We start from the raw sequence: 24098 nt of genomic DNA, 5'->3' as shown, positions 1-24098 counted from the left end.
TGGATGACTACGATGGGCTCGTCAATCTCAACGAGGAGCGGTAATGAGCTCATACCAGTTCGTCCAGACGTCGAAACTGACGGTCGGCTACCTTGAATGGAATGCTGCGGGAAAACGCACCGCAGTCCTGATGCACGGTTGGCCAGACAGCCCCGAGACGTGGCGGATAGTGGCGCACACACTCGTCGCCGCTGGCTTCAGGGTGTTGGCACCGGCTTTGCGCGGGTTCGCCCCCACGCGATTCTCCGACGCAACTAGTGTGCGCAGCGGACAATTGTCTGCCATCGGACGCGATCTTCTGGAGTTTATTGACGCACTGCGCATCGTTGATCCCGTCCTGGTCGGACATGACTGGGGCGCCCGCGCTGCCGCAAATGCCTGCGGCCTGCGCGCGGATGTGGCGTCTCATCTGGTGTTGTTGTCCGTGGGATATGGGACGAACGACCCAAATCAAAGTATTTCACTGCTACAGGCGCGCAACTACTGGTACCACTGGCTACTTGCAACGCCACGCGGCGAGCAGCTCATCAGAGAGGAACGCCGCGCTTTCACCCGAGAAATGTGGGACACGTGGGCCCCGGGCAAGTGGTATCCCGCAGAAGCCTTTGAGGAGGCTTACAACGCGTTCATCGGCCCGGACTGGGCAGACGTGGTGCTGCATTCCTATCGGCATCGATGGGGCTTTGCCGAGGGAGATCCTCAGTACGACGATGACGAAGCGCGTCTGAATCCGCCACCGGTGCTGTCATTGCCGACGCTGGTACTCCACGGCGGCGCCGACACTTGCAATCATCCGGAGACGTCCGCTGGCCGGGCACATTTTTTCGCTGGGGCTTACGAGCGGGTTGTATTCGACGCGGTAGGGCATTTTCCGCAACGGGAAGCCCCTGCGCGTGTTGCCCACGAAATCCTGCGCTTCATTTCGCAGTACTCATAAATCGTTCCGCATACGGCAATGCCATTGAGCGGCTTGCTCGAGCGCATTTTCAGGAGCGCTCTCCTGCGACACAGCAAGCGCCCGTTAGATCTATGGTTGACCGGCTTCGGTACCGAACCAACATCGCTAAACGCCATGTACAAGTCAAAAATCGACACGTGGACAATGATTGTTCTGGCCGGCACCGTCGGCACGTCTGCCTACGCCAGCTACCAGATACTTCTTGCGCAGCCAGCCTCGGCACTATGTCAATTGATTCCGATCGCGGGGCTAGGCGTTCTGCTTCCCTTATGGATCCTGCTTGACACCCGATACCTATTGACGTCCGACGAATTGCGCATACACTGCGGCCCGCTCAGATGGCAGATTCCCATCCAGGACATCATCTATATTTCGGCGACACGCAGCCTGTTCGCCAGCCCGGCGTTATCCCTTGATCGGCTTCGCATCGACTATCGCGATGGGCGAATGGTGATGGTATCGCCACGCGACAAGGAGCCGTTTATCGCCGCGATCAAACTATTGGCCATGCCGCGAGCGTAATGGGCGCCTGGGACACGCGGCGGCACCGGCAGGAACATTAACGCCGTGTCCGGGATGGGTCGACCGCTGTACGCCGACCCAGGCGCGCATAGCGGTCCCAGCGATAGGGAGCGAGGTCGATGGCCGGGGTGCGTTCGAGGATGAGATCCGTCACGATACGCGCGGAACCGCACGCCATCGTCCAGCCCATTGCGCCGTGACCGCAGTTGAGCCACAGATTCTTATGGCCGGACGCACCGAGAAATGGCAGGTTGTCGGGCGTCATCGGCCGTTGCCCGACCCACGGCGACGGTGTCGCGTCCCGAATTTCCGGATACACGTCGCTGGCGAACCGGCTCAACGCACGCAACCGTGCAGTTGCCTTGGCGGGCCCCGGAACGCCAATATCGGCGAAACCCGTGAACCGTACCGTGTCATCACCGAACGCCGCCCACGCCACCTTGTCCGGAATTGACACGGCACCCACGCGCGGACGCGCAGACGAACTCACGCGATACGACAGCGAGTAACCCGTGACCGGATAGATCGGCAGCGAATAACCCACCGGGGCCAGGAGCTTGCGAGACGCCAGCCCCGCCGTGACGACGACGGCGTCGGCCTTGTAGACGCCTCGCTCCGTCTCGACGCCAGACACGACGTCTCCCTTCAGATCGAGACGAAGCACCTTTTCACCGAAGTGTGCCGTCGCACCGAGTTGTATCGCTCGCTCGAGCGCCGCGGCGGCGTAACGCGCGGCATCGCCCGTACCGTCGCTCGGACAAAACACGCCGCGCGCAAACTTCACCGAAGCGGATCGCAGCATCGGCTCACGTTCGAGCAGCATGTCGTAGGTCAAGCGCTCGAAAGGCTCTTTTGCGTGATCAAGCAATGCTTCGTCGTACGGACCTGGGATGTCGTTCTCGCCGTAAAGATAAAGAATGCCGTCGTGGCGGCCACCGTAGGCGTCAAGTGCAATGTCCGTATCGCCGAACAGCACGTCGCGCGAGAAGGCAGATAGCGCGAGCGCCGCCTTCGAATTCAGGAGCCAGCGCTCGCGTGTGCCTTCTCGCGCGAAAAGCGTCCCCCACCGCAGCAGCGACGGCGTCCAGGGCGGACAAATACCGATACCGTCGCCCTGCCCCAGCAACGACCTGAGCGCAACGCCCACGATGCCCGGCTCGGCCCAACTAAAGCAATGCCCCGGCGAAATCAATCCGGCATTGGCGCGACTGGCGCCCCGCGCAGCCTGCGCCGCACTATCGATAATGTCGACTTTACATCCCGCCCGCGAAAGCGCCAGCGCAGTCACCGTCCCTGCGATACCGGCACCGATGACCACAACCCTCATCTCGGCTCATCCTCGTGAAAACGTATACTCACATGCGTACGCGCAAAAAAGTTGCCAGCCAGTGCGCTGAGCGACACCTTAACATATTTTGCGTTTACGCAAAATTTCTCGCATAGCCCACGGTGTTTCGCGCAAAGCTCCGGAGGCGCGAGTCCCTCGAACAACACCACTTCGCCGCAAGGACATACGGTTCGTGAAAGCCATACCGATGAACGAAAAACAGCCGGGTACGGCCCTGTCGCCAATCGAATTGGGGCAACGTCTGCGCACCGCCAGGAAGCGTCTGGGCTGGACGCTGACGCAACTTGCCGAGAAGTGCGATGTTTCGATCACGACAATCTCCCGGGCCGAGCGCGGCCAGCTTGCGCTCGGCTATGAGAACCTCACCGCGCTGGGACGCGCATTGGGCATCGACCTCGGCTCGCTCTTATCGCACCACACAGAAGACGCCCAACCCACGACAGGTCCTGTCGTGACGCGAGCCGGTGAAGGCGCGGCATACCGCGGCCTGTCGTTTACCTACGAGTTTCTCGCACCCAACACCGCGGGAAAGCCTTTCGAGCCCGTCTTGGGTACGGTTCACGCGCGCGAGTTCGGCGGGCCACAAGACTACGCCAGACACGACGGTCACGAGTTCGTCTATGTGCTGACGGGCGAAATTGACGTGTACTTCGAGACCGGCGACAAGGTGACGCTGCGCAAAGGAGACAGCCTCTACTTCGACAGCCGCATCGGCCACGCCTACGTCACGGTAAGCAAGCAATTGGCAAAGGTGGTCGGCGCCATTACCGACGAAAGCGAGCACATCGCGTTCGCTCGCCAGGGACACCCGCAAATCCCATCGTGACGCGCCTCCGAAGCTAGCGCCCCATCAACCGTTCGCCCCCCTCACCAGCACGCCGCCCGCGCCACACAAGCAGCCAGCGCCGCACCCTGGCGTCGCCCCAGCCATTTGCATACCCGCAAAAAACCGCACTCCCAGCTGGCAGCGGTGTTTACCATTATTTGCGTATACGCAAATTTTCTATGTAATTCACCTCGCAACCCGATCGCATCGGTTTTGCCCACTGACACCCGGCCATTCACGGAGCTAGCTCACGCCATGACGTCGAAGGATTCCAAACTACTTAGTACCCGCCAGTTGTCATTCATGGCACTGGGCATGGCCATCGGAGTCGGGCTTTTTCTCGGCTCGGCCTCCGCGATCAAGGCCGCGGGCCCCGGCGTATTGTTCGTGTATTGCCTGTGCGGCGGCGTGATCTTTCTCGTAATGCGAGCGCTGGGTGAATTGACGGTTCGCAATCCTTCGCAGGGATCGTTCGCGGCATACGCGCACAACTATCTCGGGCCGTTTGCCGGATACCTGGTTGGATGGAATTACTGGATCACGATGGTTGGCGTCGGAATCGCGGAATCGACCGCTGTCGCCGTCTACATGAAGATGTGGTACCCGGATGTTCCACAGTGGATATGGGTGTTCAGCGCGATTGCGAGCATCGGACTATTGAATCTTCTCGCGGTAAAGGTTTATGGCGAGATCGAATTCTGGTTCTCGTTGATCAAGGTCGTCGCCATCCTGGCGTTGATCGCTTGCGGCACGACGATCATCGCCTTTGGCTGGGGAAATCAGGGCGTGCCGCTTGGTTTGTCGAATCTGTGGCGTCATGGCGGATGGTTGCCGCACGGCGTGACCGGTCTGCTCAATGCGATTCCTATCGTCGCCTACTCGTTTGCGGGAATTGAGATGATTGCCATCGCGTCGGCAGAGGCCCGGGATCCCCAAACGACCATCCCTCGCTCCATCAATTCCGTGATCTGGCGCATCTTGTTGTTCTACGTGCTTGCGCTCGGGGTCATCCTTGCGATCTATCCCTGGAATCAGATCGGTCTGGATGGCAGTCCGTTTGTCGTGACATTCGAGCGCATCGGCATCGCGCATGCTGCAGGGATCGTCAACTTTGTCATTCTGACAGCGGCGCTATCGAGTTTTAACTGCATTCTCTTTAGCGGCGCACGGATTCTGCGCAATCTTGCGCTACAGGATCAGGCCCCCGGGGTATTTCGTGCGCGCTTCGCGAACGGCATTCCAGGTCGGGCCGTGCTGGCAACACTGGCATGCACGGCGCTTGGCGTCATCCTGAACTACGTCATTCCGGACAAAGCCTTCGGCGCAATGATGTCGATCCTCGCGTTCAACGTGATCTTCAATTGGGTCTTTATCGTCCTGACACATGTGGGTTTTCGACGCGCCGTGCCGAAAGCTCAGCGCAACACTGGATTTGTATTGCCTGCGCCGAATGTGTCCGCCGTCGTTTCGCTGGCATTTTGCGGATTCGTGCTTTACATGCTGGGCGACGATCCGGACTCGCGCATTTCGATTTACGCGGGTGTGGCGTGGACGGTTCTCGCCGCCGGGGCGTACTACGTGAGGTCGCGCGCACGCGCATCCGCAAACGTTCGCATCGAAGCTCGCCCAGGCCTGGAGGCATCACGCGACGTTCGGTGACCGGTGGGGCTCCCGGTACGGGAGCCCGCCACTCAGATTCGCCGCGCGTGGCTCATCGGGCGCGTCGCGCCTCCCAAATTCACTGGCAAATGCTCATCAGGGTGGCGCGACCAACGACGCGCATTGATTACTCGCTTGCGATTCCCTCAATGGGGCACTGTGGTGTCCCGATTTTTTTCCGCGTCAATGCTTCGACTGCCAGTCTCGCCCCATCAGGGTCTTCGACCCATTTTTTGTAGAAAGCGAACGGACAGTCAGCCACGCCTTTTTCCCCCTCCCCGGAATTGACAAGCCCGGTGTATCCGCGATGCAGTAGCTTGAACAAGTGATTGTTCGACTGCTGGTGCTCGCGCGCATCCCGAATGAGACTTATTGAGAGTTCGGCATATTGGATGCCCATCTCTTCGCTCCCGCATTCGCCGAGCGTTCGTCCATCGAACCCAATCAGCGACGATCCTCCGAAGTAAGAATAGACACCATCGAAGCCCGTGGCATTGGCAACTGCTACATAGGTGTTGTTCATCCAGGCCATTGTCTTTGCCACCATCATTTGCTGGTCGCGGGCGGGATACATATAGCCCTGACAACGAACGACCAACTCCGCCCCACGCATCGTGCAGTCACGCCAGATCTCCGGGTAGTTGCCGTCGTCGCAGATGATCAGACTGATCATGAGACCTTTCGGTCCCTCCGATACATAGGTCCGGTCTCCGGGATACCAGCCTTCAATCGGCACCCACGGCATGATCTTTCGATACTTCTGCACGATCTCGCCCTGGTTATTCATCAGAATGAGCGTGTTGTACGGCATCTTGTGCGGATGCGCTTCGTGCCGCTCCCCCGTCAGCGAGAAAATCCCCCAGACATTGGCGCGTCGGCACGCCGCAGCGAAGATCTCCGTTTCCGCCCCCGGAATACACGAGGCGGTATCCAGCATTTCCTGACGGTCATACATGATCCCGTGGGTCGAATACTCGGGAAAAACGACCAGATCCATACCCGGCAGGCCCTGTTTCATCCCCACCAGCATCTCGCCAATTTTTCGCGCGTTGGCCAAAACGTCTTCCGTTGTGTGCAAACGGGGCATCTTGTAGTTCACTACCGCCACGCCAACCGTATCGCGGGTACTACCGATATCACCATGTCGCATTTCGTTTCTCGCATTGGTCAGTCGATTGAGATGACGTCATTTCAAGCCGAGCTTGCTCAGCACGCCCCAGATGGCCAGGGCGCTGAGGACGGCGCCAAAAATGACGTAGTAGCTTGGGGACAAAGGATCGTGGGTGATGGAACTCAATCCGGTAAGGACGAACGGTGCGAAGCCGCCAAAGAGGGTCACGCCGACGCTGTAGCTCAGCGAAAGCCCACTCGTGCGAATTCTTGCCGGGAAGATGTCCGCCATCAGGGCAGGCAAAGGCGCGAAGTAAAGTGCAATCACAACCCCCAACGCGCCTTGTAACGTGACGAGCGTCGAGAGGTCCGGCGAATTTTGCAACGCCGCGAATGCGGGATGCGCCAGAAGTCCTGCAGCGGCTACCGCCAAAATCATCGTCCTGGTCCTGCCGATCTCGTCAGAGAGCCAACCGATTACCGGCGATAGAACGAAGATGATGCCGCCCGTCACGACGGGCCCCATGAATGCCGTGGTCGCATCCATGTGGAATTGCTTGCTCGCATACGTCGGCATGAAAACCGACATCCAGATAGTGATGGTGGCGAGAATGATAAGACCCGTCGAAATGAGCAACCGTGTCTTCTCGTGTTTGAGCATTTCCAACATGGGTTGCTTCTCGGCGCGTGTCTGAACGAACTCTGCGGATTCGTCAGTGCCGCGACGAATGTACATGCCCACCGGCCCGAGGATGGCGCCAAACAGAAACGGAATACGCCAACCCCAGCTCTGGAACTGCTCCGGGCTCAGCGACCATGTGAGAAATGCGCCAAAGGCAGAAGCCATCATCATCGCCAACCCTTGTGTCGCCGCCTGCCAGCTTGCGATGAACCCGCGCCGATGCGGGTTGTGTTCGGCCAGCAGCGCCGTAGCGCTGCCGTACTCGCCGCCGGCGGAAAACCCTTGCAGCATGCGTCCGCCAACCACGAGCACGGGAGCGAGCACGCCGATGGTGGCGTATGTCGGTGCAAGCGCAATGACCAGCATGCCCACTGTCATCATGAGCAACGAGACACTCATCACCTGTTTGCGGCCAATCTTGTCCCCGAGGTTACCCAGATAGATGGCACCAAGCGGCCTCATGAAAAACGTCACACCGAACGTGCCCAAAAACAGGAGGAGCGATGCCACCTCGTTCGAGGAAGGAAAGTACAGCTTGGCGATCGTGCCCGCCATGATTCCGTATATGTACAGGTCAAAACATTCAAAAACGTTACCGAGCGTCGCGGCGACGATGGTTCCTCGAGAGCGGCTCGCGGTACGACCCATATCCGTGCGGCCGATGGTGACTTCTGTCATGTCATCTCTCCTACTGGACACACCACATGGATACCCGTGGGACGTGGCTGTGACCAACTTACGATGCGATTGCCCGTGGTGGTGAGCATGGGGACTGTGGCCCGAGCGCTTTCACGGGGCTACGAACAGGCAGGCACGAGCGAGGCCCCGCAGGGAAAAGGCGGCGCCTCGCTTCGTGTGGTCAGTCAGTGAGTTCCGGGGCGAACATGCCGGGACGGTCGTGATTCACTACCGTCTCGCCGGCGCCAACGCGAACGAAGACGTAGTGGACGTCGTTGCCCCCTTCCAGGATTTGGCAGCGATGGATTGCGCGGCGAGGAAAGTACGCGTAGTCGCCCTTGCCAATTTCAAAAGACTGCTCGCCGTTCTCGCCAAAGTCGACACGGATTCGGCCGGAGAGCATGAACATGACGCTGTCGAATTCCTTATGGTGGTGCCACTGGCTCGGCGTATCGAGCGCCGTCACGTGACACTGCCCCACCCACAACTCCCCCGCCTCCAGCGCTTTCTTGCGCACCTGGCCGGGTGTCTGCGGTCCCATCTGCAGATCGTTGGCTTTGACGTAGCCGATTTCCTTAAAGAGTCCTGTGCTCATTTTCTTCACCGTTCTGTGGTTGAAATAGTTCCGTGTTGAGGATGGAACGGCTTCAGATTAGACTGGTAAAAAAAAGACAACCTGCCAAGTTATGTCGCCAATCAGACATCGCAAAGAACCGACTTACGAGACAGCCGCACGTCCTATCGTGGGCTTTTCCTACGACTATCCTCCGGGAATGGTGTCGGGCTTTCACAGCCACAAGCGAGCGCAACTGCTCTATGCCATTTCAGGCGTAATGCATGTGGACACGTCCGACGCGAGTTTTGTCGTCCCACCGACGACGGCGCTTTTTTTGCCGGCGAACGCACGCCACTGTGTGAGCATGGACGGGCCGGTGGCGATGCGGGAACTGTTTCTGCGCGAGGACGCGGCAAGGATGGTCAGCGCTGAACCGAAAGTCATCAGCGTGTCAGGCCTGCTGCGAGAAGTGATCGTCGCGACTTGCCAGGAACCACTGGAGTGGGACCCGCTCGGTCGGGTACATCATCTGGCTGCGCTTGCACTCGACGAAATCGGGAAATCGTCGGCGCTGCCACTGAGACTCCCGTTGCCCAAAGACGCACGTCTGAGCAACCTTGTGAAGGCATTGAGGCAACGTCCGGACGACCCGAGAACGCTGGAGGAGTGGAGCGAACTTGCCAACGCCTCCAGCCGGACACTGGCGCGCAAATTCCGCGCAGAGACCGGTCTCAGTTTTCGCCAATGGCGCCAGCAAGCACGACTCACCGAGGCGCTCAGTGCGCTAACCATGGGAACTACGCCGGCCAAAGCCGCGTCGATCGCCGGCTTCAAGAGTGTGCCCGCCTTCGGTGCGGCATTTCGCTCGCTGTTCGGGATAACGCCGGGACAAGCGCGGAATCTGGGAGGCGCGGACGCTGAGAAACACAGCTAGTTTTTCCTTGCGTCAACCACGCGGCGCGCCAACACCATGGCCTCGCGCTGGATCTGCGTGCATGTGCGCGGCTGCTAGCCAATCCGTCACGCGCGCGTCACCTAATCCGCCGCCCCTCATCATCAACAACGACCTCCCCGTCTTCCTTCACGAACGATCGCTTCTGGGCGGCCGGCAAAATTTCGAGCACGACCTCGGAGGGACGGCACAGGCGCACGCCAAGCGGTGTCACCACGAACGGGCGATTGATCAGAATGGGATGCGCGAGCATGGCATCGAGAAGCCGGTCGTCGCTGAGCGACGAATCATCCAGCCCCAGTTCGGCGTAAGGCGTGCCCTTCTCGCGAATCGCTTCACGGACCGAGAGACCCGCGTCCTGAATCAGACGTTGCAATGTCGCGCGGTCCGGCGGCGACCGCAGGTATTCGACGATCGTCGGCTCGATACCGGCATTGCGAATCATGGCGAGCGTATTGCGCGATGTACCGCAATCCGGGTTGTGATAAATCGTGACGGACATTGGGTCTCCTTAACGCGATTCGTACCACCGTTGCGATCGGTTCACCACGCCGACGACCACCAGCATAATGGGCACTTCGATCAACACGCCCACCACGGTGGCGAGCGCAGCACCGGACTGAAAGCCGAAAAGGCTAATGGCCGTTGCCACCGCCAACTCGAAGAAGTTGCTCGCCCCGATGAGGGCAGACGGCCCTGCGACACAGTGGGCCACGCCCAGCTTGCGATTGAGCCAATAGGCCAATCCAGCGTTGAGCGACACTTGAATCAGGATCGGAACGGCCAACAGCAGGATGATCAGCGGTTGGTCCACGATGGCACGTCCCTGGAAGCCGAAGAGCAGCACCAGGGTGGCAAGCAGCGCCGTGATGGAATACGGTCCCACCGCAGCGACAACTCGTTGGTAGGTTGCATCGCCACGCGCCAGCAAGGCCCGACGAATTGCCTGCGCAATCACGACCGGCACGATGATGTACAAACCTACGGAGGCAATCAGCGTGTCCCACGGCACCGCGATTGACGACAACCCGAGCAGCAGCGCAACAACCGGCGCAAACGCCACGACCATGATGGCGTCGTTGAGGGCGACTTGCGACAACGTGAAGTATGGATCGCCTTTGCACAACTGCGACCACACGAAGACCATCGCCGTACACGGCGCCGCCGCCAGCAGGATCAGGCCGGCAACGTAGCTGTCGAGCTGATCGGCCGGAAGCCAGGCGGCAAACAGGTGACGAATGAACACCCAACCCAGCAACGCCATCGAAAAAGGTTTGACGAACCAGTTGACGAACAACGTCACACCGATGCCCCGCCAATGCCCCGTGACCTGCCCCATTGCAGCGAAGTCAATCTTGATCAGCATCGGGATGATCATCACCCAGATCAGCAAGCCGACAGGCAAATTGACCTGAGCGACTTCCATGTTGCCAACCACTCGGAACAGCCCGGGGAGCCACTGACCGAGCAAAACCCCTGCGACGATGCACAACGCCACCCACACGCTCAGGTATCGCTCGAAGAAGTTGATTGCGTCAGATTGCGGCACGGACGCCACGGCTTGCTTCAGGCCCATCGATGTTCCCCGTCAGGTGTAGTGGCAAAGCGATCAACGGCAATGGGCCGTCGGGGAACAGCACGGCGTCCCCATGCGCGCCTCGGATGCGTCGGTCGATTGAGCAGGAGCGCAACACGCCGCATTTTCCGACATGCGATGACGGGACTCGCCATAGGTCGGAGCGCTATCCAGCGTATGAAATGTCTCCCATGCGACGCCTTGCGGATCGACAGACCAGTGCTTGTTTGAAGTCACGTAGCAGCAATGGGCGTCGGACTGCGATTGCATCGGAAGTCCTGCGGCAACCATTCGGTCGCGCAAATCACCAAGCTCCGTCGCCGTGTCGGCCTGAATTCCCAAGTGATCGACACCAAGCGACTCAGTGCGATTCGAGATCGCGAAATTCACCCGCGGATCGTCGAGCACCCATTTCGCATAATCGTTTCGAACAATGTCCGGCGCCGAATGAAACAGCGCAGAGTAAAAACGAATGCTGGTGGGCAGGTCGGCCACACTAACGTGAACGTGAAAGCGCTTCATGATCAAGACTCCGAGATTGCCGCGAGCGGGTTGAGCACATCGTTGTTTCCATATTTCCAATTTAATAGAAATATTGAAACGTCGCAAATGAAGTTTTTGAGACAGTCATTGATGAGTGTGCTTGGAGACGCGCGCCGACGTGGAGCGCCCTTTCAGCCGACGACGACGCTAACGTTGCGAACTGCGTCGGTCGTCGGCGGGCCTTGATGGGGCCTGGGGCCCGGGATCCGGGGCCTTGTTGGGCCCTTGTTGGGCCCTTGTTGAGCCTTTTGGGCCTGGGGTCCTAGCGACCGTCAGCTTTGCGCGACGCCACGGCCACCGTGCTCGGCGAATCGGCCAGCGGCACGAACTTGCGCGTGGCACCGTCGAGAGCGTCGATACCCCCGGTGCCGATGTCGTAGACCCAACCGTGCAGGTTCATACGCCCCTGCTCCAGCGCAAGCGCCACCGAAGGGTGGGTGCGCAGATTTGCCAGTTGCGCAATGACGTTCTCGCGCACCAGTCCATCGAGCTTTGCCTCCGGCGTATCGAACGAATGCGCGGCATTGATCGCCTTGGCGGCATCGGCGTGACGCAGCCAGTTGGCAACCGCCGGCATATGGTCCAGGCACGTGCAACGGGAGATGGCCCCCATGGCCCCGCAGTCGGAATGACCACAAATGACGATGTCCTGCACGCCCAATACCGCCACCGCATACTCGACCGTGGCGGACACGCCGCCCGGCTCGGGGCCATAAGACGGCACGATGTTGCCGGCGTTGCGAATGACGAACAGCTCACCGGGTTCACGCTGCGTCAGCAGTTCCGGCACGACGCGACTGTCCGAACAGGTCACGAACAGCGCCTTGGGGTTTTGGCTGGTAGCGAGCCGTTTGAAAAGCTCGACACGCTGAGGAAAAGCTTCGCGCTGGAATCGCAGGAAGCCATCGATGATGTCACGCATAGCGAATCTCTGAGTTAAGACGCCGACACTGGCGCGCCCCATGGTGCAAGCCACGCCCTGATTGCCGGTCGCTCATTATCTCTTACCTTTGCCACGCCAGCCCAGCTGTTTCACCGGACACTGACGGCAGCATCAGCGTACGGGTTCGGTCGGCGCGTCGTCACTGTCTTGCAGCGCAAATTCCACTGCCGCAAGCGCGTGCAGCGTGGTCGTGTCGAGCAACGGCAGCGCGCTGTCCCCGGCGTTGACCAGCAGGGTGATTTCCGTACAACCGAGCACGATGGCCTGCGCACCCGCCGACGCCAGCTTTGCCATGATCTTCCGATAGGCGTCTCGCGATGCTTCACGAATGACACCGACGCAAAGCTCGTCGTAAATAATGCGATGAACGATCTCGCGATCCTGCGGTTCCGGCACGATGACGTCCAGACCGAACGTCTGCCTGAGCCGCGCCTTCATGAAATCCTGCTCCATGGTGAAGGCCGTCCCCAACAACCCGATGCGCTCGATGCGAGCTGCCCGCGCTGCCTCGCCCACCGGATCCGCAATATGAATGAACGGGACCGTGACCGCCGCCTCGATCTGCGCGGCCAGCTTGTGCATGGTGTTTGTACACAGCACCACGCATTGCGCGCCGCCCGCTTGCAAATGCCTTGCCGCTTCGGCCAGCAAGACACCGGCGTCGTGCCATCGCCCTTCGTGCTGGGCACGCTCGATCGGGCCGAAATCGACGCTGTGCATCAGCGTTTGCGCGGATCGCAGCGGCCCCAGTCTCGATTGAACGGCCTGGTTGATTATGCGATAGTACTCGGCACTGGATTGCCAGCTCATTCCCCCGATAAGACCAATCGTTCGCATAAAGTCTCCTGTCGTCGAATGTGTCGATGCGCTGCAATTTGCCCGCATTGGCAATGGTGGTCTATCACGAAATTTCCGTGCCGGGCCGCTGCGCCGGGCGCACGCTCAGGAACGACGCATGACGGCAAGCGTGACCAGGAAGGCACTGGCGGGACGCGTTACGGTCCGGCTGCTCCCGGCCGTCCCCTACAGCGTGAGCGATCCGAGCGAATGCGAGACCCTCGGCATTTCGCTAACCCGCCAGTGCGGGGTCCATGCCATCAACTCCGATCGTCGTTCGGATTTCGATACACCGCCGGCCATGCTGGCGTACGCGCCGGCGGGCACCGATGTATTCTCGGAGTCAGGCGAAGGCGGTGAATATCTCGTGATGCGGTGGTCGCCCGGAACCGACGTCGGCGCCCGAATGCAAGTGGGCAACCGCATCGAAGTCCCGGGGCAGCGCCAGGCGCTGACGCTGGCCTTCGCGATACGACGCCAACTCCTTGCCCCGGCGCCCGATCCTTTACAGTCCGATTTGCAGCCCGATTTACAGCTCGACGAAGTCGTCCTGCGATTTCTCGCCACGTCGCCAGCGTTGGCGGCGCAGGAAAGAACGACATGCCGTGAAACGGCGGTTGTGCCGAGCACAATTCTGAGCAAAATCCACGACGAATTCTCGCGACCGCTCGCGCTTGCCGAACTCGCGGCCGAGGCGGGCCAGACCGAACTCCAGTTTCTGCGGCAGTTCACGCGGGCGACCGGCATCACTCCACACGCCTATCTCATGGAAATCCGGCTGCAAGCAGCGCGCAGGATGGTCGCAAGCACCGACGCGCCGCTTGCCGGCATCGCTACCGAGTGCGGATTCTCCCATCAATCCCACATGGGACGCGTGTTCCGCGCCTCGCTGGGCCTCACGCCGCAGCAATATCGCCGGACGCATCGCCGCCAATGACAGCCTGACGCCCCCGGCATCGCCGAAGCGACTGCATGCGTCACCGATGCCGACAACGCGCGTGTCTGGCCTGATCCGGCCTCATGCCCCTCGCAGCATCCGCCCCCATGATCGACACATCTTTATCACACAAGTCTTATATAAGACATAAGACATTTGACCTTACCTGCCATAGGGACTAAAATCTCCGCAAAAGCAGTACTGGAACAAGCCTCGGAGGCCTCAAAACCTCCCCCGAAACGCAACATCAGCAGGTCTCCTCATGCTTGAAAACTATCGTGCTCACGTGGCCGCCCGCGCCGCGCTTGGTATTCCTCCCCTGCCGCTGACGGCTCAGCAGACCGCCGAACTGGTCGAAATGCTGACGAACCCGCCCGCCGGCGAAGAAGCCACCCTGGTCGATCTCATCACCAACCGCGTGCCCGCCGGCGTGGACGAAGCCGCCCGCGTGAAGGCCGGTTTCCTGGCTGCCGTGGCCAAGGGTGAGACGGCTTGCGCGCTGATCTCGCGTGCCCGCGCCACCGAACTCCTCGGCACGATGCTGGGCGGCTATAACATCGCCCCGCTCATCGAACTGCTGTCGGACGCCGAAGTCGGCGCCGTCGCCGCCGATGCACTCAAGAAAACCCTGTTGATGTTCGACCAGTTCCATGACGTCAAGGAACTCGCCGACAAGGGCAACGCCAACGCGCGCGCCGTGCTGCAAAGCTGGGCCGACGCCGAATGGTTCACGAGCCGCCCGGAAGTGCCGGAAAGCCTGACCATCACCGTATTCAAGGTCACGGGCGAGACCAACACCGACGACCTGTCGCCGGCACCGGACGCCACGACCCGCCCGGACATTCCGCTGCACGCCCTGGCAATGCTCAAGAACGCACGCCCCGGCATCACGCCGGAAGAAGACGGCAAGCGTGGTCCGGTCAAGTTCATCGAATCGCTCAAGGAAAAGGGCCACCTGGTGGCTTACGTCGGTGACGTGGTCGGCACGGGCTCCTCGCGCAAGTCGGCCACCAACTCGGTGCTGTGGTTCACGGGCGAAGACATCCCGTTCATTCCGAACAAGCGCTTCGGCGGCGTGTGCCTGGGCAGCAAGATTGCCCCGATCTTCTACAACACGATGGAAGACGCCGGCGCCCTGCCGATCGAGCTCGATGTGTCGCAGATGGAAATGGGCGACGTGGTCGAACTGCGTCCGTACGAAGGCAAGGCACTGAAGAACGGCGCCGTCATCGCCGAATTCCAGGTCAAGTCCGACGTTCTGTTCGACGAAGTGCGCGCCGGTGGCCGCATTCCGCTGATCATCGGCCGCGGCCTGACGGCCAAGGCGCGTGAAGCCCTTGGCCTGCCCCCGTCGACGCTGTTCCGTCTGGCGCAGCAACCGGCCGACAACGGCCGCGGTTTCTCGCTGGCGCAGAAGATGGTGGGTCGCGCATGCGGCCTGCCGGAAGGCCAGGGCATCCGCCCGGGCACGTACTGCGAACCGAAAATGACCTCGGTCGGCTCGCAGGACACGACCGGCCCGATGACCCGCGACGAACTCAAGGATCTGGCTTGCCTGGGCTTCTCGGCCGACCTCGTCATGCAGTCGTTCTGCCACACCGCCGCCTATCCGAAGCCGGTGGACGTGAAGACGCACCAGACCCTGCCGAACTTCATCAGCAACCGCGGCGGCATCGCACTGCGTCCGGGCGACGGCGTGATCCACTCGTGGCTGAACCGCATGCTGCTGCCCGACACCGTGGGCACCGGCGGCGACTCGCACACCCGTTTCCCGATCGGCATCAGCTTCCCGGCAGGTTCGGGACTGGTCGCCTTCGCCGCCGCCACCGGTACGATGCCGCTGGACATGCCGGAATCGGTGCTGGTTCGCTTCAAGGGCAAGATGCAGCCGGGCGTCACCCTGCGTGACCTCGTGAACGCCATTCCGCTGTATGCCATCAAGCAAGGCATGCTGACGGTGGCCAAGCAAGGCAAGAAGAACATCTTCTCGGGCCGCATTCTGGAAATCGAAGGGCTGCCCGACCTGAAGGTCGAGCAGGCGTTCGAGCTCTCGGATGCCTCCGCTGAGCGTTCGGCTGCCGGTTGCACGGTGCATCTGAACAAGGAACCGATCATCGAGTACCTGAACAGCAACGTCACGCTGCTCAAGTGGATGATTGCCCAGGGCTATCAGGACCCGCGCAGCCTGCAACGCCGTATCACGGCGATGGAGCAATGGCTGGCCGATCCGCAACTGTTGTCTCCGGACGCAGATGCCGAATACGCAGCCGTGATCGAAATCGATCTGGCCGATATCCACGAGCCGATCGTGGCCTGCCCGAATGATCCGGACGACGTGAAGACGCTGTCGGACGTGGCGGGTGCGACCATCGACGAAGTGTTCATCGGTTCGTGCATGACGAACATCGGTCACTTCCGTGCCGCATCGAAGCTGCTCGAAGGCAAGCGCGACATTCCGGTTAAGCTGTGGGTCGCGCCGCCGACCAAGATGGACCAGAAGCAACTGACGGAAGAAGGTCACTACGGCGTGTTCGGCACGGCGGGTGCCCGTACCGAAATGCCGGGCTGCTCGCTGTGCATGGGTAACCAGGCACAAGTGCGCGAAGGCGCGACGGTGATGTCGACGTCGACCCGTAACTTCCCGAACCGTCTGGGCAAGAATACGAACGTGTATCTCGGCTCGGCGGAACTGGCAGCGATCTGCTCGCGTCTGGGCAAGATCCCGACCAAGGAAGAGTACATGGCCGACATGGGCGTGCTCGCCAGCAACGGCGACAAGATCTACAAGTACATGAACTTCGACCAGATCGAAGACTTCAAGGAAGTCGCCGACACCGTCCAGGTGTAAGGCCTGTTCGGATGACGGTGTGAAGGCTGCGCCGTCGATCGGAAAAAAGCGCCGCGAGCTCAGGTTCGCGGCGTTTTTTTTGCGCCTGCGCCAACCTACCGTGCGCCAGCGCGGGCCCCCTCCCGACGGGTCAATATCCGATGTAGCCTGTCGGCCACCTCGTCGATTTCACCCTCGCGGGTAAGCGCGTGCGCGCTGATCCTGAGTACGTTGCCGTCGGCATCGCCCTGGTCGCTCAATGGCGCATATCGGCGTGCCACACAAGCCACGTTGACGCCGACATCCCGAAGACCGTCCGCAAGATATCGCGCAGTGGCATCGCGAAACACGGCGCAGAGCATGCCGCTTTGCGGTGCGTCCGACCAGACGACTGACGCAGACTCACGCAGGTGCCCATGCAATCGCCCGATCAGACTGGCCGAGCGCGCATGAATGCGCTCGACGCCGATGGCTTCGACGATCCCTATCGCCGCAAGCAGCCCCAGCCGCAATCCCGGATTGTGTTCATAGATCTGAAAGCGTCGTGCGGTATCGTCAACGGCAAGCGTCGGCGTGGCATGCACGTCGCACCGCAGGCCCGCCCCAAACACATCGACCAGTGCCGGGGTTTCGAATTGCGTGAGCGCCCGTGGCGAGAGACACAGCACCCCGATCCCGCGCGGCCCGCGCAGCCATTTGCGTGACGGGAACACCAGAACGTCCGCGCCGAGCGCCGTCGCATCCACAGGCATCTGCCCGACAGCTTGGCTGGCGTCGACGAATAACCAGCCGCCCGCTTCATGGACGACCGACGCCACCCCCGCCAGCGCGTGAATTTCCCCCGACGCCGCGCCGATGAGCGGCAGCGACACCACCGGGATGGCGCGTGGGTCGCGGCGCGTCAACGCCTCGTCGATCAACGTCTTCCAACAGGCACCGGGACGACCGTCGACACGACGCAATGAAGCGCGCGGATGCGCGATGACATTCATCACATTGCCGCCCCACTCCTGCGGTCCGACAAATACCTGAAGCGGGCGCTCACGCGAAACGGCTCCCAACGCCAGCGCCCAGCCCCGCGACGCCGATTCCGTCAGCGCCACCTGCCCGGCGTGCACGCCCACGAGCGCCCCCAACGCTTCGGGCAACGCTTCCAACGCCTCGGCAACACGCTCGTAGGCGCGATGGGGACCGACGCTCGCTTCGAGCGCAAGATACCGTTGCTGCGCATCGAACACCGACTGGTCGGCGAGACTGGCCGACGCGTGATTCAGATGCACGGCAGCCTCCGCCGCAGGCGTCGTGCGGCGCAGACGGAGCACCTCCTCGGCGTCCATCGCGTGCGCATGTCGACGATATGTGTCCGCCATCTCAGGCCCTTATCGCAACGACGAGGTCCACTTCCACCGGTGCACGGCGCGGCAGCGCCGCCACACCAATGGACGTCCGACTATGACGACCTCGCTCGCCCAGCCAGTCAACGAGCACTGCCGAGGCGGCATCCATGACGTCTGCATGGTCGTGAAACCCGGGCGCGCTCACCACATAGCCCGTCATCCGGCAAATCCGGACCACGCGATCCAACCCGCCCAATGCCTGATTCAGCACCGCCAGACAATTCGCCGCGCACAGCGCTGCCGCGCGCCGGGCCGCTTCGATGTCGACGTCAAGACCGACCACGCCCTGCACGGCGAGGACACCGTCGGCGCGAGGCAATTGACCCGACACGAACGCCAGACCGCCCTGAATGACGACCGACTGGTAGTGACCGGTCGGAGAAAACGGGGGCGGCAAATCCCCCGATCCATGCCCTCTGTCCGCCTTCGCCACCGTCGCCTCCTTCATACCGCCTCCAGCACATCGATTCCGTCCTGCGGGCGCAACGCCGGCGGACGAAACGCCAGTCGGCGCAGATCGTTCGCCAACGCCTCGCGCTGCGGCGCCGAAAGCGGCATGAGCGGCGGACGCACACGCGTCAGCGCTTCGTCGTCGAACGCGTCGGCCAGCACCGCCTTCAGGGCCGGGATCAACGGATAGCGAGTAAGCGCGGTGCGAATGTCGTTGGCGCGCGCCTGTTTCTCACGCGCTTCGTGCGCGCCGACGCTGCCATAAGTCTCGACCAGTTCGACGAGCCCGGCAGGGTTCACGTTTGCCGTGGCGCTGATGCAGCCCGCTGCTCCCGCCTCCATGAACGTTACGAGCGCCGTTTCATTGCCGGGAAACACGTCGAACGATGCCCCCGCGTAGCGCGTGAGCAGCGTGTGCGTAAAGCCCGCGTCGCCGCCGGTGTCCTTGATCCCGCGAATGACGGGCGCAAACGCCTCGAGCAGGCGGTCGATCAGCGCGAGCGAGAAGCCCACGCTCGCAACGCCAGAGATGTGATAGAGGTAGATCGACGGCGCCCGCGCTCCGCTAGCTGCGACAACTTCCGCAAAAAACCGAAACAGCCCGTCGTCGCTCGGCGACTTGTAGTAGAACGGCGGCAACATGAGTACGCCGCCGCAGCCGAGCGCCGTGGCGGCGCGGGTCATGGCGGCAGCATCGGTCAACGAGCATGCTCCCGTGCCCGCCAGCACACGGTGCATCGGCAATCCTGCTGCGGCCATCGCCTCCAGCAGGTCGATGCGCTCGGACACGCTTAGCGAATTGCCCTCGGAATTCGTGCCGAACACCGCGAGGCCCACGTCATTCGACAGCAACCAGCGACACTGGCGCAGGAACCTCGGCACGTCCGGATCGAGCGATGGCGTAAAGGGGGTGATGACCGGACTGAGAATCCCGCCGAGCCGGGGCGATGAGAGAGTTTGCGCTGCCATACGTCACCTGAATATCGAAGAATCGTCGAGCGTTCAGTATGGAAGCAATACCGCGCAGGAACGTTGCGGGTATGTCGAGGCACAATGCGCAACTCGCAACGCCCTGGCCGTCGGCAGGAACGACGCGTAACCTAAGCAGGCAGGGGCAGGTGCGGTGACACGCCGATGGGCGCGCGCCCTCTTGCGCCCCCATATTCGTCGTTCAGATAGTCCCAGAAGGCTTCGGCACAGTCGCTCATGGCCGTGGAGCGACGGGCAATCGTGATGTGCATCGCGATATCGAGATGACGGGATGTCGCGCTCACGAGCCGTCTGGCGACGAGATCGTCCGCAATGAGACGATGCGGCAACCATGCCACGCCAAGTCCGGCAAGCGCCATGCTGCGCAGCCCGTCCGCCAGCGAATTCTCGTGATGGCGCTTGAATGTCGGCAACGCCGGCGTCGCGCGCAAACTTGCCTCCAATATCCAGGACAAGGAGCATTCGTCGCTATATCCGAGCAACGACACGGCGCGCGTCCTATCGCCGTCAAGCGAGTGCACTGCACGCCCGCGTGCATCGGCGACACAGACCGGTGTCAGCGACTCGTGTCCCATCGTGAGCAGGCGGAAGCCCCCACGCTCGAACACCGGTTGCAGGCGGCTGAAAACGCCGTTCGCCTCATCTGCAAGAAACACGAGGAAATCCTCCTCCCCCGCTTCCAACGACGCCGCGCAGGCATCGAGATGATCCGAGGTGACGGAAAACCGTGTCGACTGAAAACGCGCGCCCAGCAAGGGAAACCATGCCGAGAAAAACAGCGCCGACATGATGTGCGGGGCCGCAAAGCGGATCTGCTCGCGCCGCACCGACGTCTCGGCATGCACCGCGCGCCGCACGCTGTCGAGCGCCGCCACCGCGTCGGCCGACACGGCCAGCAGTCGCTCCCCGGCGGCCGTCAGTTCGATGCCCGCGCCGGAGCGCACGAGCACCGGCGCGCCGAGCCAGACTTCCAGCGACTGAATGCGCCGGCTCAGCCCTGACGTGGACACATGACAGCGCTCCGCGGCGCGGCCGAAATGCTTGAGTTGCGCAAGCACATGGAAATCTTTCAGACATTGGATATCCAGCATGATCCTCACCCGTTTCGCTGCGGTCATTCCGTCGCCGTCGACGGTTCCGATTCTACTGCCGTGTGCACCGCCTATCCGTGCGGGCACGCGAATCGCCAATGCGGGTTTGGCAACGCCGTGAATATTTTTCGCAACGCCCGTGCTCGCCTCGCCGCCAATAATCGGTTCCCGACGCGCATAACCCCGGCCAAGGTCGGTGTTCGCGTCGAACGCGTCGCGCCCCGAGCCTGTCGGGACGTCGCGCGCCCCGAACCGATCAGGAGACAAGATGGACACTGCAACGCACTACCCCGCCGCTCGGCCCGCGCCACGCCGTGCGCGCCTGAGCCTCGCCTGGCAAATCGCGATCGGCTTGCTGATCGGCATCGCGACCGGCCTCGTTTTGCATCAGACACCGGCACATTTCCGGGAGATGGCCGTCTCGGGCCTGCTTCAACCCGCCGGTGACATCTTCGTCAAACTGGTGAAGATGGTGGTCGTGCCCGTCGTTTTCACCAGCATGGTGATCGGCGTCGCGGGGGTCGGCGACGGCAAGACGCTCGGGCGCATTGGCCTGAAAACGCTGATTTACTTCGAAGTCATCACGACCATCGCCATCGTGATCGGACTGATCGTCGGCAATGTCATGCAACCTGGGGCGGGCACCGACATGTCGCAACTCGGGCATGCGGACCTTACCGCCATCGCGCAATCGACGAAGACATTCTCCGAGCACAGCGGCGTGATGAAGATTCTCACCGGGATCATCCCCGATAACATCTTTGCCGCAATGGCGAAAGGCGACTTGCTGCCGGTCATCTTCTTCTCGATTCTGTTCGGACTGGGTTTGCAAACGCTTCCCGCCGCCATGGGGCAGCCCGTGATCCACACCCTGAAGGGAATCTCGGACGCGATGTTCAAAGTGACGAACATCGTCATGCATTACGCGCCGATCGGGGTCTTCGCACTCATCGCCGTGACCGTCTCGACGTTCGGATTCGAATCCCTGCTGCCGTTGTTCAAACTGGTCGTCATCACCTATATCGCGCTGATCTTCTTCGCGCTCGTGGTGCTCGGCATCGCCGCCCGGTTGTTCGGTTTGCGCATCACCCGACTCATTCGCCACATCAAGGACGAACTGATCATCGCGTTTTCGTCATGCAGTTCCGCCTCGGTACTGCCCCAGATCATGAAGAAGGTCGAGGACATGGGGGTGCCGAAAAGCGTCAGCACGTTCGTGTTGCCAACGGGCTACAGCTTCAATCTGGACGGCGCGTCCATCTATCTGGGCATTGGCACGCTGTTCATCGCGCAGCTCTATGGCATTCACCTCGGCTTGCAGGAACAGATCGTGCTCACACTGACCATGACGCTCACATCCAAGGGCACGGCCGGCGTGCCGGGATTCATGCTCGTCATTTTGCTGGTCACGCTCTCGACGGCGGGCCTGCCTATCGAAGGGCTGGCCTTTATCGCGGGTGTCGATCGCCTGATGGACATGGGGCGAACCGCGCTCAACGTGCTGGGCAATGCACTCGCACCGCTGATCATCGCGAAGTGGGAGGGGGTGTATGAGGGTAGCGTGCATGCACATGGCGGCGACGGCAACGGTAGCAACAATGGCGAAGATAGTCTGCGAAGCCATGTAGAATCCCGGGTTGATTCCTAACCCATCCTCGTGTCGTCTGCCGGGCGACAACCCCTGAGAAGCGGCATGCAGACAGTAGCGATCCTCGACTTTGAAACCACCGGTCTGTCGCCCGCGCAAGGCGATCGGGCAACGGAAATTGCCGTCATTCTGTGGCGTGACGGCCAGATCGTGGATCGTTACCAAAGCCTGATGAATGCCGGGCGCCGCATTCCCGCCGACGTCGCGGCGTTGACCGGCATCACGAACGACATGATCGCCTCGGCGCCGCCCGTCGCTCAGGTCATGCGCGAGGCGGCGGCATTTGTCGGCAACTGCCCGGTCGTCGCCCATAACGCGGGTTTCGACAAACGCTTCTGGCAGGCAGAGCTCGCCATGCTGGGCTCACGTGCCGATCACGCCTTCGCCTGCACGATGCTCAGCGCACGGCGGCTTTACCCGCATGCACCGAATCACCGGCTCTCGAGCCTTGCGCAAATGCTCCAGCTCCCGCAAACCGGCCGCGCCCACCGGGCAATGGTGGATGCTGAAATGACGGTGCATCTCTGGCATCGCATGCACGACGACATCACACGCACCTACGGCCTGAAACGGGTAGATCACGCGCTCATGTCACGCGTGCAAGTCACCAGCAAGGACAAGGTGCCGACCTTGCTCAGATCGCTCGCGCAAGCCCACTGACGCCCGTCACGCAATGCCCACACGCCGCCTGAAACTCGCACCCGACTCGCCGGTACCGCTCTATACCCAGATCAAGGACATGCTGCGCACCGGCATCCTCGACGGGCACTACGCGCCGCTCAGCCGCATGCCCTCGGAGAGCGAGTTGCAAGCCATGTTCGACGTGAGCCGGATCACCATCCGGCAAGCCCTTGGCGACTTGCAGAAGGAGGGACTGATCTTCAAGGTGCACGGCAAGGGATCGTTCGTTTCCCAGCCGAAGGCATTCCAGAACGTGACGTCGCTCCAGGGCTTTGCCGAAGCCATGTCGCGCCAAGGCCATGAAATCGTCAACCGTGTGGTGCACTTCCGGTTCGTTCCTGCGCCGGCCAATGTCGCTCTTCGGCTGGACGTCACGGAAGGCGAAACCGTCACGGAAATCCATCGTGTACGGTTGCTCAACCGCGCACCGGTGTCCTACGAAATCACCTATCTGCCCGAAGCCCTCGGACGACAGTTGCAGCGGGCCGATCTCGTAACCCGCGATATCTTTCTCATTCTCGAGAACGACTGCGCCGTGCCGTTAGGGTCGGCCGACCTGAGCATCGACGCCGTGCAGGCCGATGCGGCGCTCGCCAGCGCACTGAGCACCACCGAAGGCGCGCCCCTGCTGCGCATCGAGCGGCTGACCCACGATCGGCAAGGCCACCCCATCGATTTCGAGTTCCTCTATTTCCGGGGCGACACGTTTCAATACCGGCTGCGCGTTGACCGCGAGCATGCCGCCGCGCCCAAGCCATCTCGCGCGCGCCGCTAGACACGGCCAGCCGACCCCTGGTGAAGCCGCTGAACCCCGTAATGTGGCTAATGGGGCAAATGCGGCTGATGGGGCTGATGGGGCTGAAGCATTCGACGCGCTCAATGCGCTC

General features: G+C 61.5%; 23 protein-coding genes. 10 read left to right on the top strand and 13 right to left on the bottom strand.

Translation table 11 applies throughout. The annotated features are described in order from the left end of the window. The first annotated feature begins 43 nt into the window (after positions 1-43). Together PCA31118_RS01395 and PCA31118_RS01390 are read left to right on the top strand one after the other, a co-directional pair. Positions 44-937, top strand: a complete 894-nt coding sequence (locus tag PCA31118_RS01395; protein WP_150622317.1) for an alpha/beta fold hydrolase — start codon at positions 44-46, stop codon at positions 935-937. Between the two features lie 135 nt (positions 938-1072). Beyond that, positions 1073-1480 (top strand): PH domain-containing protein, encoded by a 408-nt coding sequence (locus PCA31118_RS01390; protein ID WP_174990291.1) that lies wholly within the window; start codon positions 1073-1075, stop codon positions 1478-1480. A gap of 37 nt (positions 1481-1517) precedes the next feature. On the opposite strand, the gene PCA31118_RS01385 is transcribed toward PCA31118_RS01390, so the two are convergent. Continuing rightward, positions 1518-2807 carry an FAD-dependent oxidoreductase gene (locus PCA31118_RS01385; RefSeq protein ID WP_150622313.1) on the bottom strand — a complete coding sequence of 430 codons (1290 nt, stop codon included), beginning with the start codon at positions 2805-2807 and terminating at the stop codon, positions 1518-1520. 193 nt (positions 2808-3000) lie between these two features. Here PCA31118_RS01385 and PCA31118_RS01380 point away from each other — a divergent pair, with 193 nt between their 5' ends. Together PCA31118_RS01380 and PCA31118_RS01375 are read left to right on the top strand one after the other, a co-directional pair. After that, positions 3001-3654 (top strand): helix-turn-helix domain-containing protein, encoded by a 654-nt coding sequence (locus PCA31118_RS01380; RefSeq protein WP_343043241.1) that lies wholly within the window; start codon positions 3001-3003, stop codon positions 3652-3654. 255 nt (positions 3655-3909) lie between these two features. Continuing rightward, a complete protein-coding gene (locus PCA31118_RS01375; protein ID WP_150622311.1) occupies positions 3910-5313 on the top strand; it encodes an amino acid permease in 1404 nt (467 codons plus the stop codon). 127 nt (positions 5314-5440) lie between these two features. On the opposite strand, the gene PCA31118_RS01370 is transcribed toward PCA31118_RS01375, so the two are convergent. The 3 genes from PCA31118_RS01370 to PCA31118_RS01360 form a co-directional block, all read right to left on the bottom strand. After that, positions 5441-6463, bottom strand: coding sequence for an aliphatic amidase (locus PCA31118_RS01370; protein ID WP_150622309.1), 1023 nt, complete (start codon positions 6461-6463; stop codon positions 5441-5443). Positions 6464-6499: 36 nt separating this feature from the next. Then, positions 6500-7783: an MFS transporter gene (locus tag PCA31118_RS01365; RefSeq protein WP_246190003.1), complete on the bottom strand. Its 1284-nt coding sequence runs from the start codon at positions 7781-7783 to the stop codon at positions 6500-6502. Positions 7784-7964: 181 nt separating this feature from the next. Next, positions 7965-8378, bottom strand: a complete 414-nt coding sequence (locus PCA31118_RS01360; protein ID WP_150622307.1) for a cupin domain-containing protein — start codon at positions 8376-8378, stop codon at positions 7965-7967. A 91-nt stretch (positions 8379-8469) separates the two neighbouring features. Here PCA31118_RS01360 and PCA31118_RS01355 point away from each other — a divergent pair, with 91 nt between their 5' ends. After that, positions 8470-9273: an AraC family transcriptional regulator gene (locus PCA31118_RS01355; RefSeq protein ID WP_150622305.1), complete on the top strand. Its 804-nt coding sequence runs from the start codon at positions 8470-8472 to the stop codon at positions 9271-9273. Between the two features lie 97 nt (positions 9274-9370). On the opposite strand, the gene arsC is transcribed toward PCA31118_RS01355, so the two are convergent. The 5 genes from arsC to PCA31118_RS01330 all read right to left on the bottom strand — a co-directional run bounded on the left by arsC (position 9371) and on the right by PCA31118_RS01330 (position 13190). Beyond that, on the bottom strand, positions 9371-9793 hold the full coding sequence (arsC, locus tag PCA31118_RS01350; RefSeq protein WP_150622302.1) for an arsenate reductase (glutaredoxin): 423 nt from the start codon (positions 9791-9793) through the stop codon (positions 9371-9373). 9 nt (positions 9794-9802) lie between these two features. Then, positions 9803-10867 carry an ACR3 family arsenite efflux transporter gene (arsB, locus tag PCA31118_RS01345; protein ID WP_150622300.1) on the bottom strand — a complete coding sequence of 355 codons (1065 nt, stop codon included), beginning with the start codon at positions 10865-10867 and terminating at the stop codon, positions 9803-9805. Positions 10868-10900: 33 nt separating this feature from the next. Next, positions 10901-11389: an ArsI/CadI family heavy metal resistance metalloenzyme gene (locus PCA31118_RS01340; RefSeq protein ID WP_150622298.1), complete on the bottom strand. Its 489-nt coding sequence runs from the start codon at positions 11387-11389 to the stop codon at positions 10901-10903. A 283-nt stretch (positions 11390-11672) separates the two neighbouring features. Continuing rightward, positions 11673-12332, bottom strand: a complete 660-nt coding sequence (locus tag PCA31118_RS01335) for a carbonic anhydrase (protein WP_150622296.1) — start codon at positions 12330-12332, stop codon at positions 11673-11675. A gap of 132 nt (positions 12333-12464) precedes the next feature. Next, positions 12465-13190 (bottom strand): aspartate/glutamate racemase family protein, encoded by a 726-nt coding sequence (locus PCA31118_RS01330; RefSeq protein WP_150622294.1) that lies wholly within the window; start codon positions 13188-13190, stop codon positions 12465-12467. A 118-nt stretch (positions 13191-13308) separates the two neighbouring features. Between PCA31118_RS01330 and PCA31118_RS01325 the strand changes: the two genes are divergently transcribed. Beyond that, positions 13309-14127, top strand: coding sequence for a helix-turn-helix domain-containing protein (locus tag PCA31118_RS01325; RefSeq protein WP_150622292.1), 819 nt, complete (start codon positions 13309-13311; stop codon positions 14125-14127). 262 nt (positions 14128-14389) lie between these two features. Next, complete coding sequence (gene acnB, locus PCA31118_RS01320; RefSeq protein WP_044456228.1) at positions 14390-16975, top strand: bifunctional aconitate hydratase 2/2-methylisocitrate dehydratase; 2586 nt, start codon at positions 14390-14392, stop codon at positions 16973-16975. A 95-nt stretch (positions 16976-17070) separates the two neighbouring features. Here the strand turns inward: acnB and PCA31118_RS01315 are convergent, their stop codons facing one another. The 4 genes from PCA31118_RS01315 to PCA31118_RS01300 all read right to left on the bottom strand — a co-directional run bounded on the left by PCA31118_RS01315 (position 17071) and on the right by PCA31118_RS01300 (position 20882). Then, positions 17071-18324, bottom strand: a complete 1254-nt coding sequence (locus PCA31118_RS01315; RefSeq protein ID WP_150622290.1) for an aminotransferase class V-fold PLP-dependent enzyme — start codon at positions 18322-18324, stop codon at positions 17071-17073. Position 18325: 1 nt separating this feature from the next. Continuing rightward, a complete protein-coding gene (locus PCA31118_RS01310) occupies positions 18326-18799 on the bottom strand; it encodes a RidA family protein (RefSeq protein ID WP_150622288.1) in 474 nt (157 codons plus the stop codon). After that, positions 18796-19770, bottom strand: a complete 975-nt coding sequence (locus PCA31118_RS01305) for a dihydrodipicolinate synthase family protein (RefSeq protein ID WP_150622287.1) — start codon at positions 19768-19770, stop codon at positions 18796-18798. Before PCA31118_RS01305 ends, PCA31118_RS01310 begins: the two co-directional genes overlap by 4 nt. 131 nt (positions 19771-19901) lie before the next feature. Continuing rightward, positions 19902-20882, bottom strand: coding sequence for a LysR family transcriptional regulator (locus PCA31118_RS01300; RefSeq protein ID WP_174990290.1), 981 nt, complete (start codon positions 20880-20882; stop codon positions 19902-19904). Positions 20883-21150: 268 nt separating this feature from the next. Between PCA31118_RS01300 and PCA31118_RS01295 the strand changes: the two genes are divergently transcribed. Genes PCA31118_RS01295 through PCA31118_RS01285 form a run of 3 tightly spaced genes read left to right on the top strand, consistent with a single transcriptional unit; the run spans position 21151 to position 23986 of the window. After that, complete coding sequence (locus PCA31118_RS01295) at positions 21151-22530, top strand: cation:dicarboxylate symporter family transporter (protein WP_150622283.1); 1380 nt, start codon at positions 21151-21153, stop codon at positions 22528-22530. Between the two features lie 45 nt (positions 22531-22575). Then, a complete protein-coding gene (locus PCA31118_RS01290; RefSeq protein ID WP_150622281.1) occupies positions 22576-23190 on the top strand; it encodes a 3'-5' exonuclease in 615 nt (204 codons plus the stop codon). Positions 23191-23203: 13 nt separating this feature from the next. Continuing rightward, positions 23204-23986: a GntR family transcriptional regulator gene (locus tag PCA31118_RS01285; protein WP_150622280.1), complete on the top strand. Its 783-nt coding sequence runs from the start codon at positions 23204-23206 to the stop codon at positions 23984-23986. The last annotated feature ends 112 nt before the right edge of the window (positions 23987-24098 follow it).

The organism is Pandoraea captiosa (assembly GCF_902459775.1).
GTDB lineage: Bacteria > Pseudomonadota > Gammaproteobacteria > Burkholderiales > Burkholderiaceae > Pandoraea > Pandoraea captiosa.
The sequence above is the reverse complement of the archived record's forward strand: the minus strand, read 5'-3'. Positions and strand labels throughout refer to the sequence as shown.

Coding starts and splice junctions, on each gene's coding strand:
- PCA31118_RS01325 (WP_150622292.1), top strand. CDS start 13,309: ATGACGGCAAGCGTGACCAGGAAGGCACTGGCGGGACGCGTTACGGTC.
- arsB (WP_150622300.1), bottom strand. CDS start 10,867: ATGGGCCTGAAGCAAGCCGTGGCGTCCGTGCCGCAATCTGACGCAATC.
- PCA31118_RS01370 (WP_150622309.1), bottom strand. CDS start 6,463: ATGCGACATGGTGATATCGGTAGTACCCGCGATACGGTTGGCGTGGCG.
- PCA31118_RS01310 (WP_150622288.1), bottom strand. CDS start 18,799: ATGAAGGAGGCGACGGTGGCGAAGGCGGACAGAGGGCATGGATCGGGG.
- PCA31118_RS01305 (WP_150622287.1), bottom strand. CDS start 19,770: ATGGCAGCGCAAACTCTCTCATCGCCCCGGCTCGGCGGGATTCTCAGT.
- PCA31118_RS01285 (WP_150622280.1), top strand. CDS start 23,204: ATGCCCACACGCCGCCTGAAACTCGCACCCGACTCGCCGGTACCGCTC.
- PCA31118_RS01340 (WP_150622298.1), bottom strand. CDS start 11,389: ATGAAGCGCTTTCACGTTCACGTTAGTGTGGCCGACCTGCCCACCAGC.
- PCA31118_RS01335 (WP_150622296.1), bottom strand. CDS start 12,332: ATGCGTGACATCATCGATGGCTTCCTGCGATTCCAGCGCGAAGCTTTT.
- PCA31118_RS01300 (WP_174990290.1), bottom strand. CDS start 20,882: ATGCTGGATATCCAATGTCTGAAAGATTTCCATGTGCTTGCGCAACTC.
- PCA31118_RS01355 (WP_150622305.1), top strand. CDS start 8,470: ATGTCGCCAATCAGACATCGCAAAGAACCGACTTACGAGACAGCCGCA.
- PCA31118_RS01375 (WP_150622311.1), top strand. CDS start 3,910: ATGACGTCGAAGGATTCCAAACTACTTAGTACCCGCCAGTTGTCATTC.
- PCA31118_RS01395 (WP_150622317.1), top strand. CDS start 44: ATGAGCTCATACCAGTTCGTCCAGACGTCGAAACTGACGGTCGGCTAC.
- arsC (WP_150622302.1), bottom strand. CDS start 9,793: ATGTCCGTCACGATTTATCACAACCCGGATTGCGGTACATCGCGCAAT.
- PCA31118_RS01290 (WP_150622281.1), top strand. CDS start 22,576: ATGCAGACAGTAGCGATCCTCGACTTTGAAACCACCGGTCTGTCGCCC.
- PCA31118_RS01360 (WP_150622307.1), bottom strand. CDS start 8,378: ATGAGCACAGGACTCTTTAAGGAAATCGGCTACGTCAAAGCCAACGAT.
- PCA31118_RS01365 (WP_246190003.1), bottom strand. CDS start 7,783: ATGACAGAAGTCACCATCGGCCGCACGGATATGGGTCGTACCGCGAGC.
- acnB (WP_044456228.1), top strand. CDS start 14,390: ATGCTTGAAAACTATCGTGCTCACGTGGCCGCCCGCGCCGCGCTTGGT.
- PCA31118_RS01330 (WP_150622294.1), bottom strand. CDS start 13,190: ATGCGAACGATTGGTCTTATCGGGGGAATGAGCTGGCAATCCAGTGCC.
- PCA31118_RS01390 (WP_174990291.1), top strand. CDS start 1,073: ATGTACAAGTCAAAAATCGACACGTGGACAATGATTGTTCTGGCCGGC.
- PCA31118_RS01385 (WP_150622313.1), bottom strand. CDS start 2,807: ATGAGGGTTGTGGTCATCGGTGCCGGTATCGCAGGGACGGTGACTGCG.
- PCA31118_RS01295 (WP_150622283.1), top strand. CDS start 21,151: ATGGACACTGCAACGCACTACCCCGCCGCTCGGCCCGCGCCACGCCGT.
- PCA31118_RS01315 (WP_150622290.1), bottom strand. CDS start 18,324: ATGGCGGACACATATCGTCGACATGCGCACGCGATGGACGCCGAGGAG.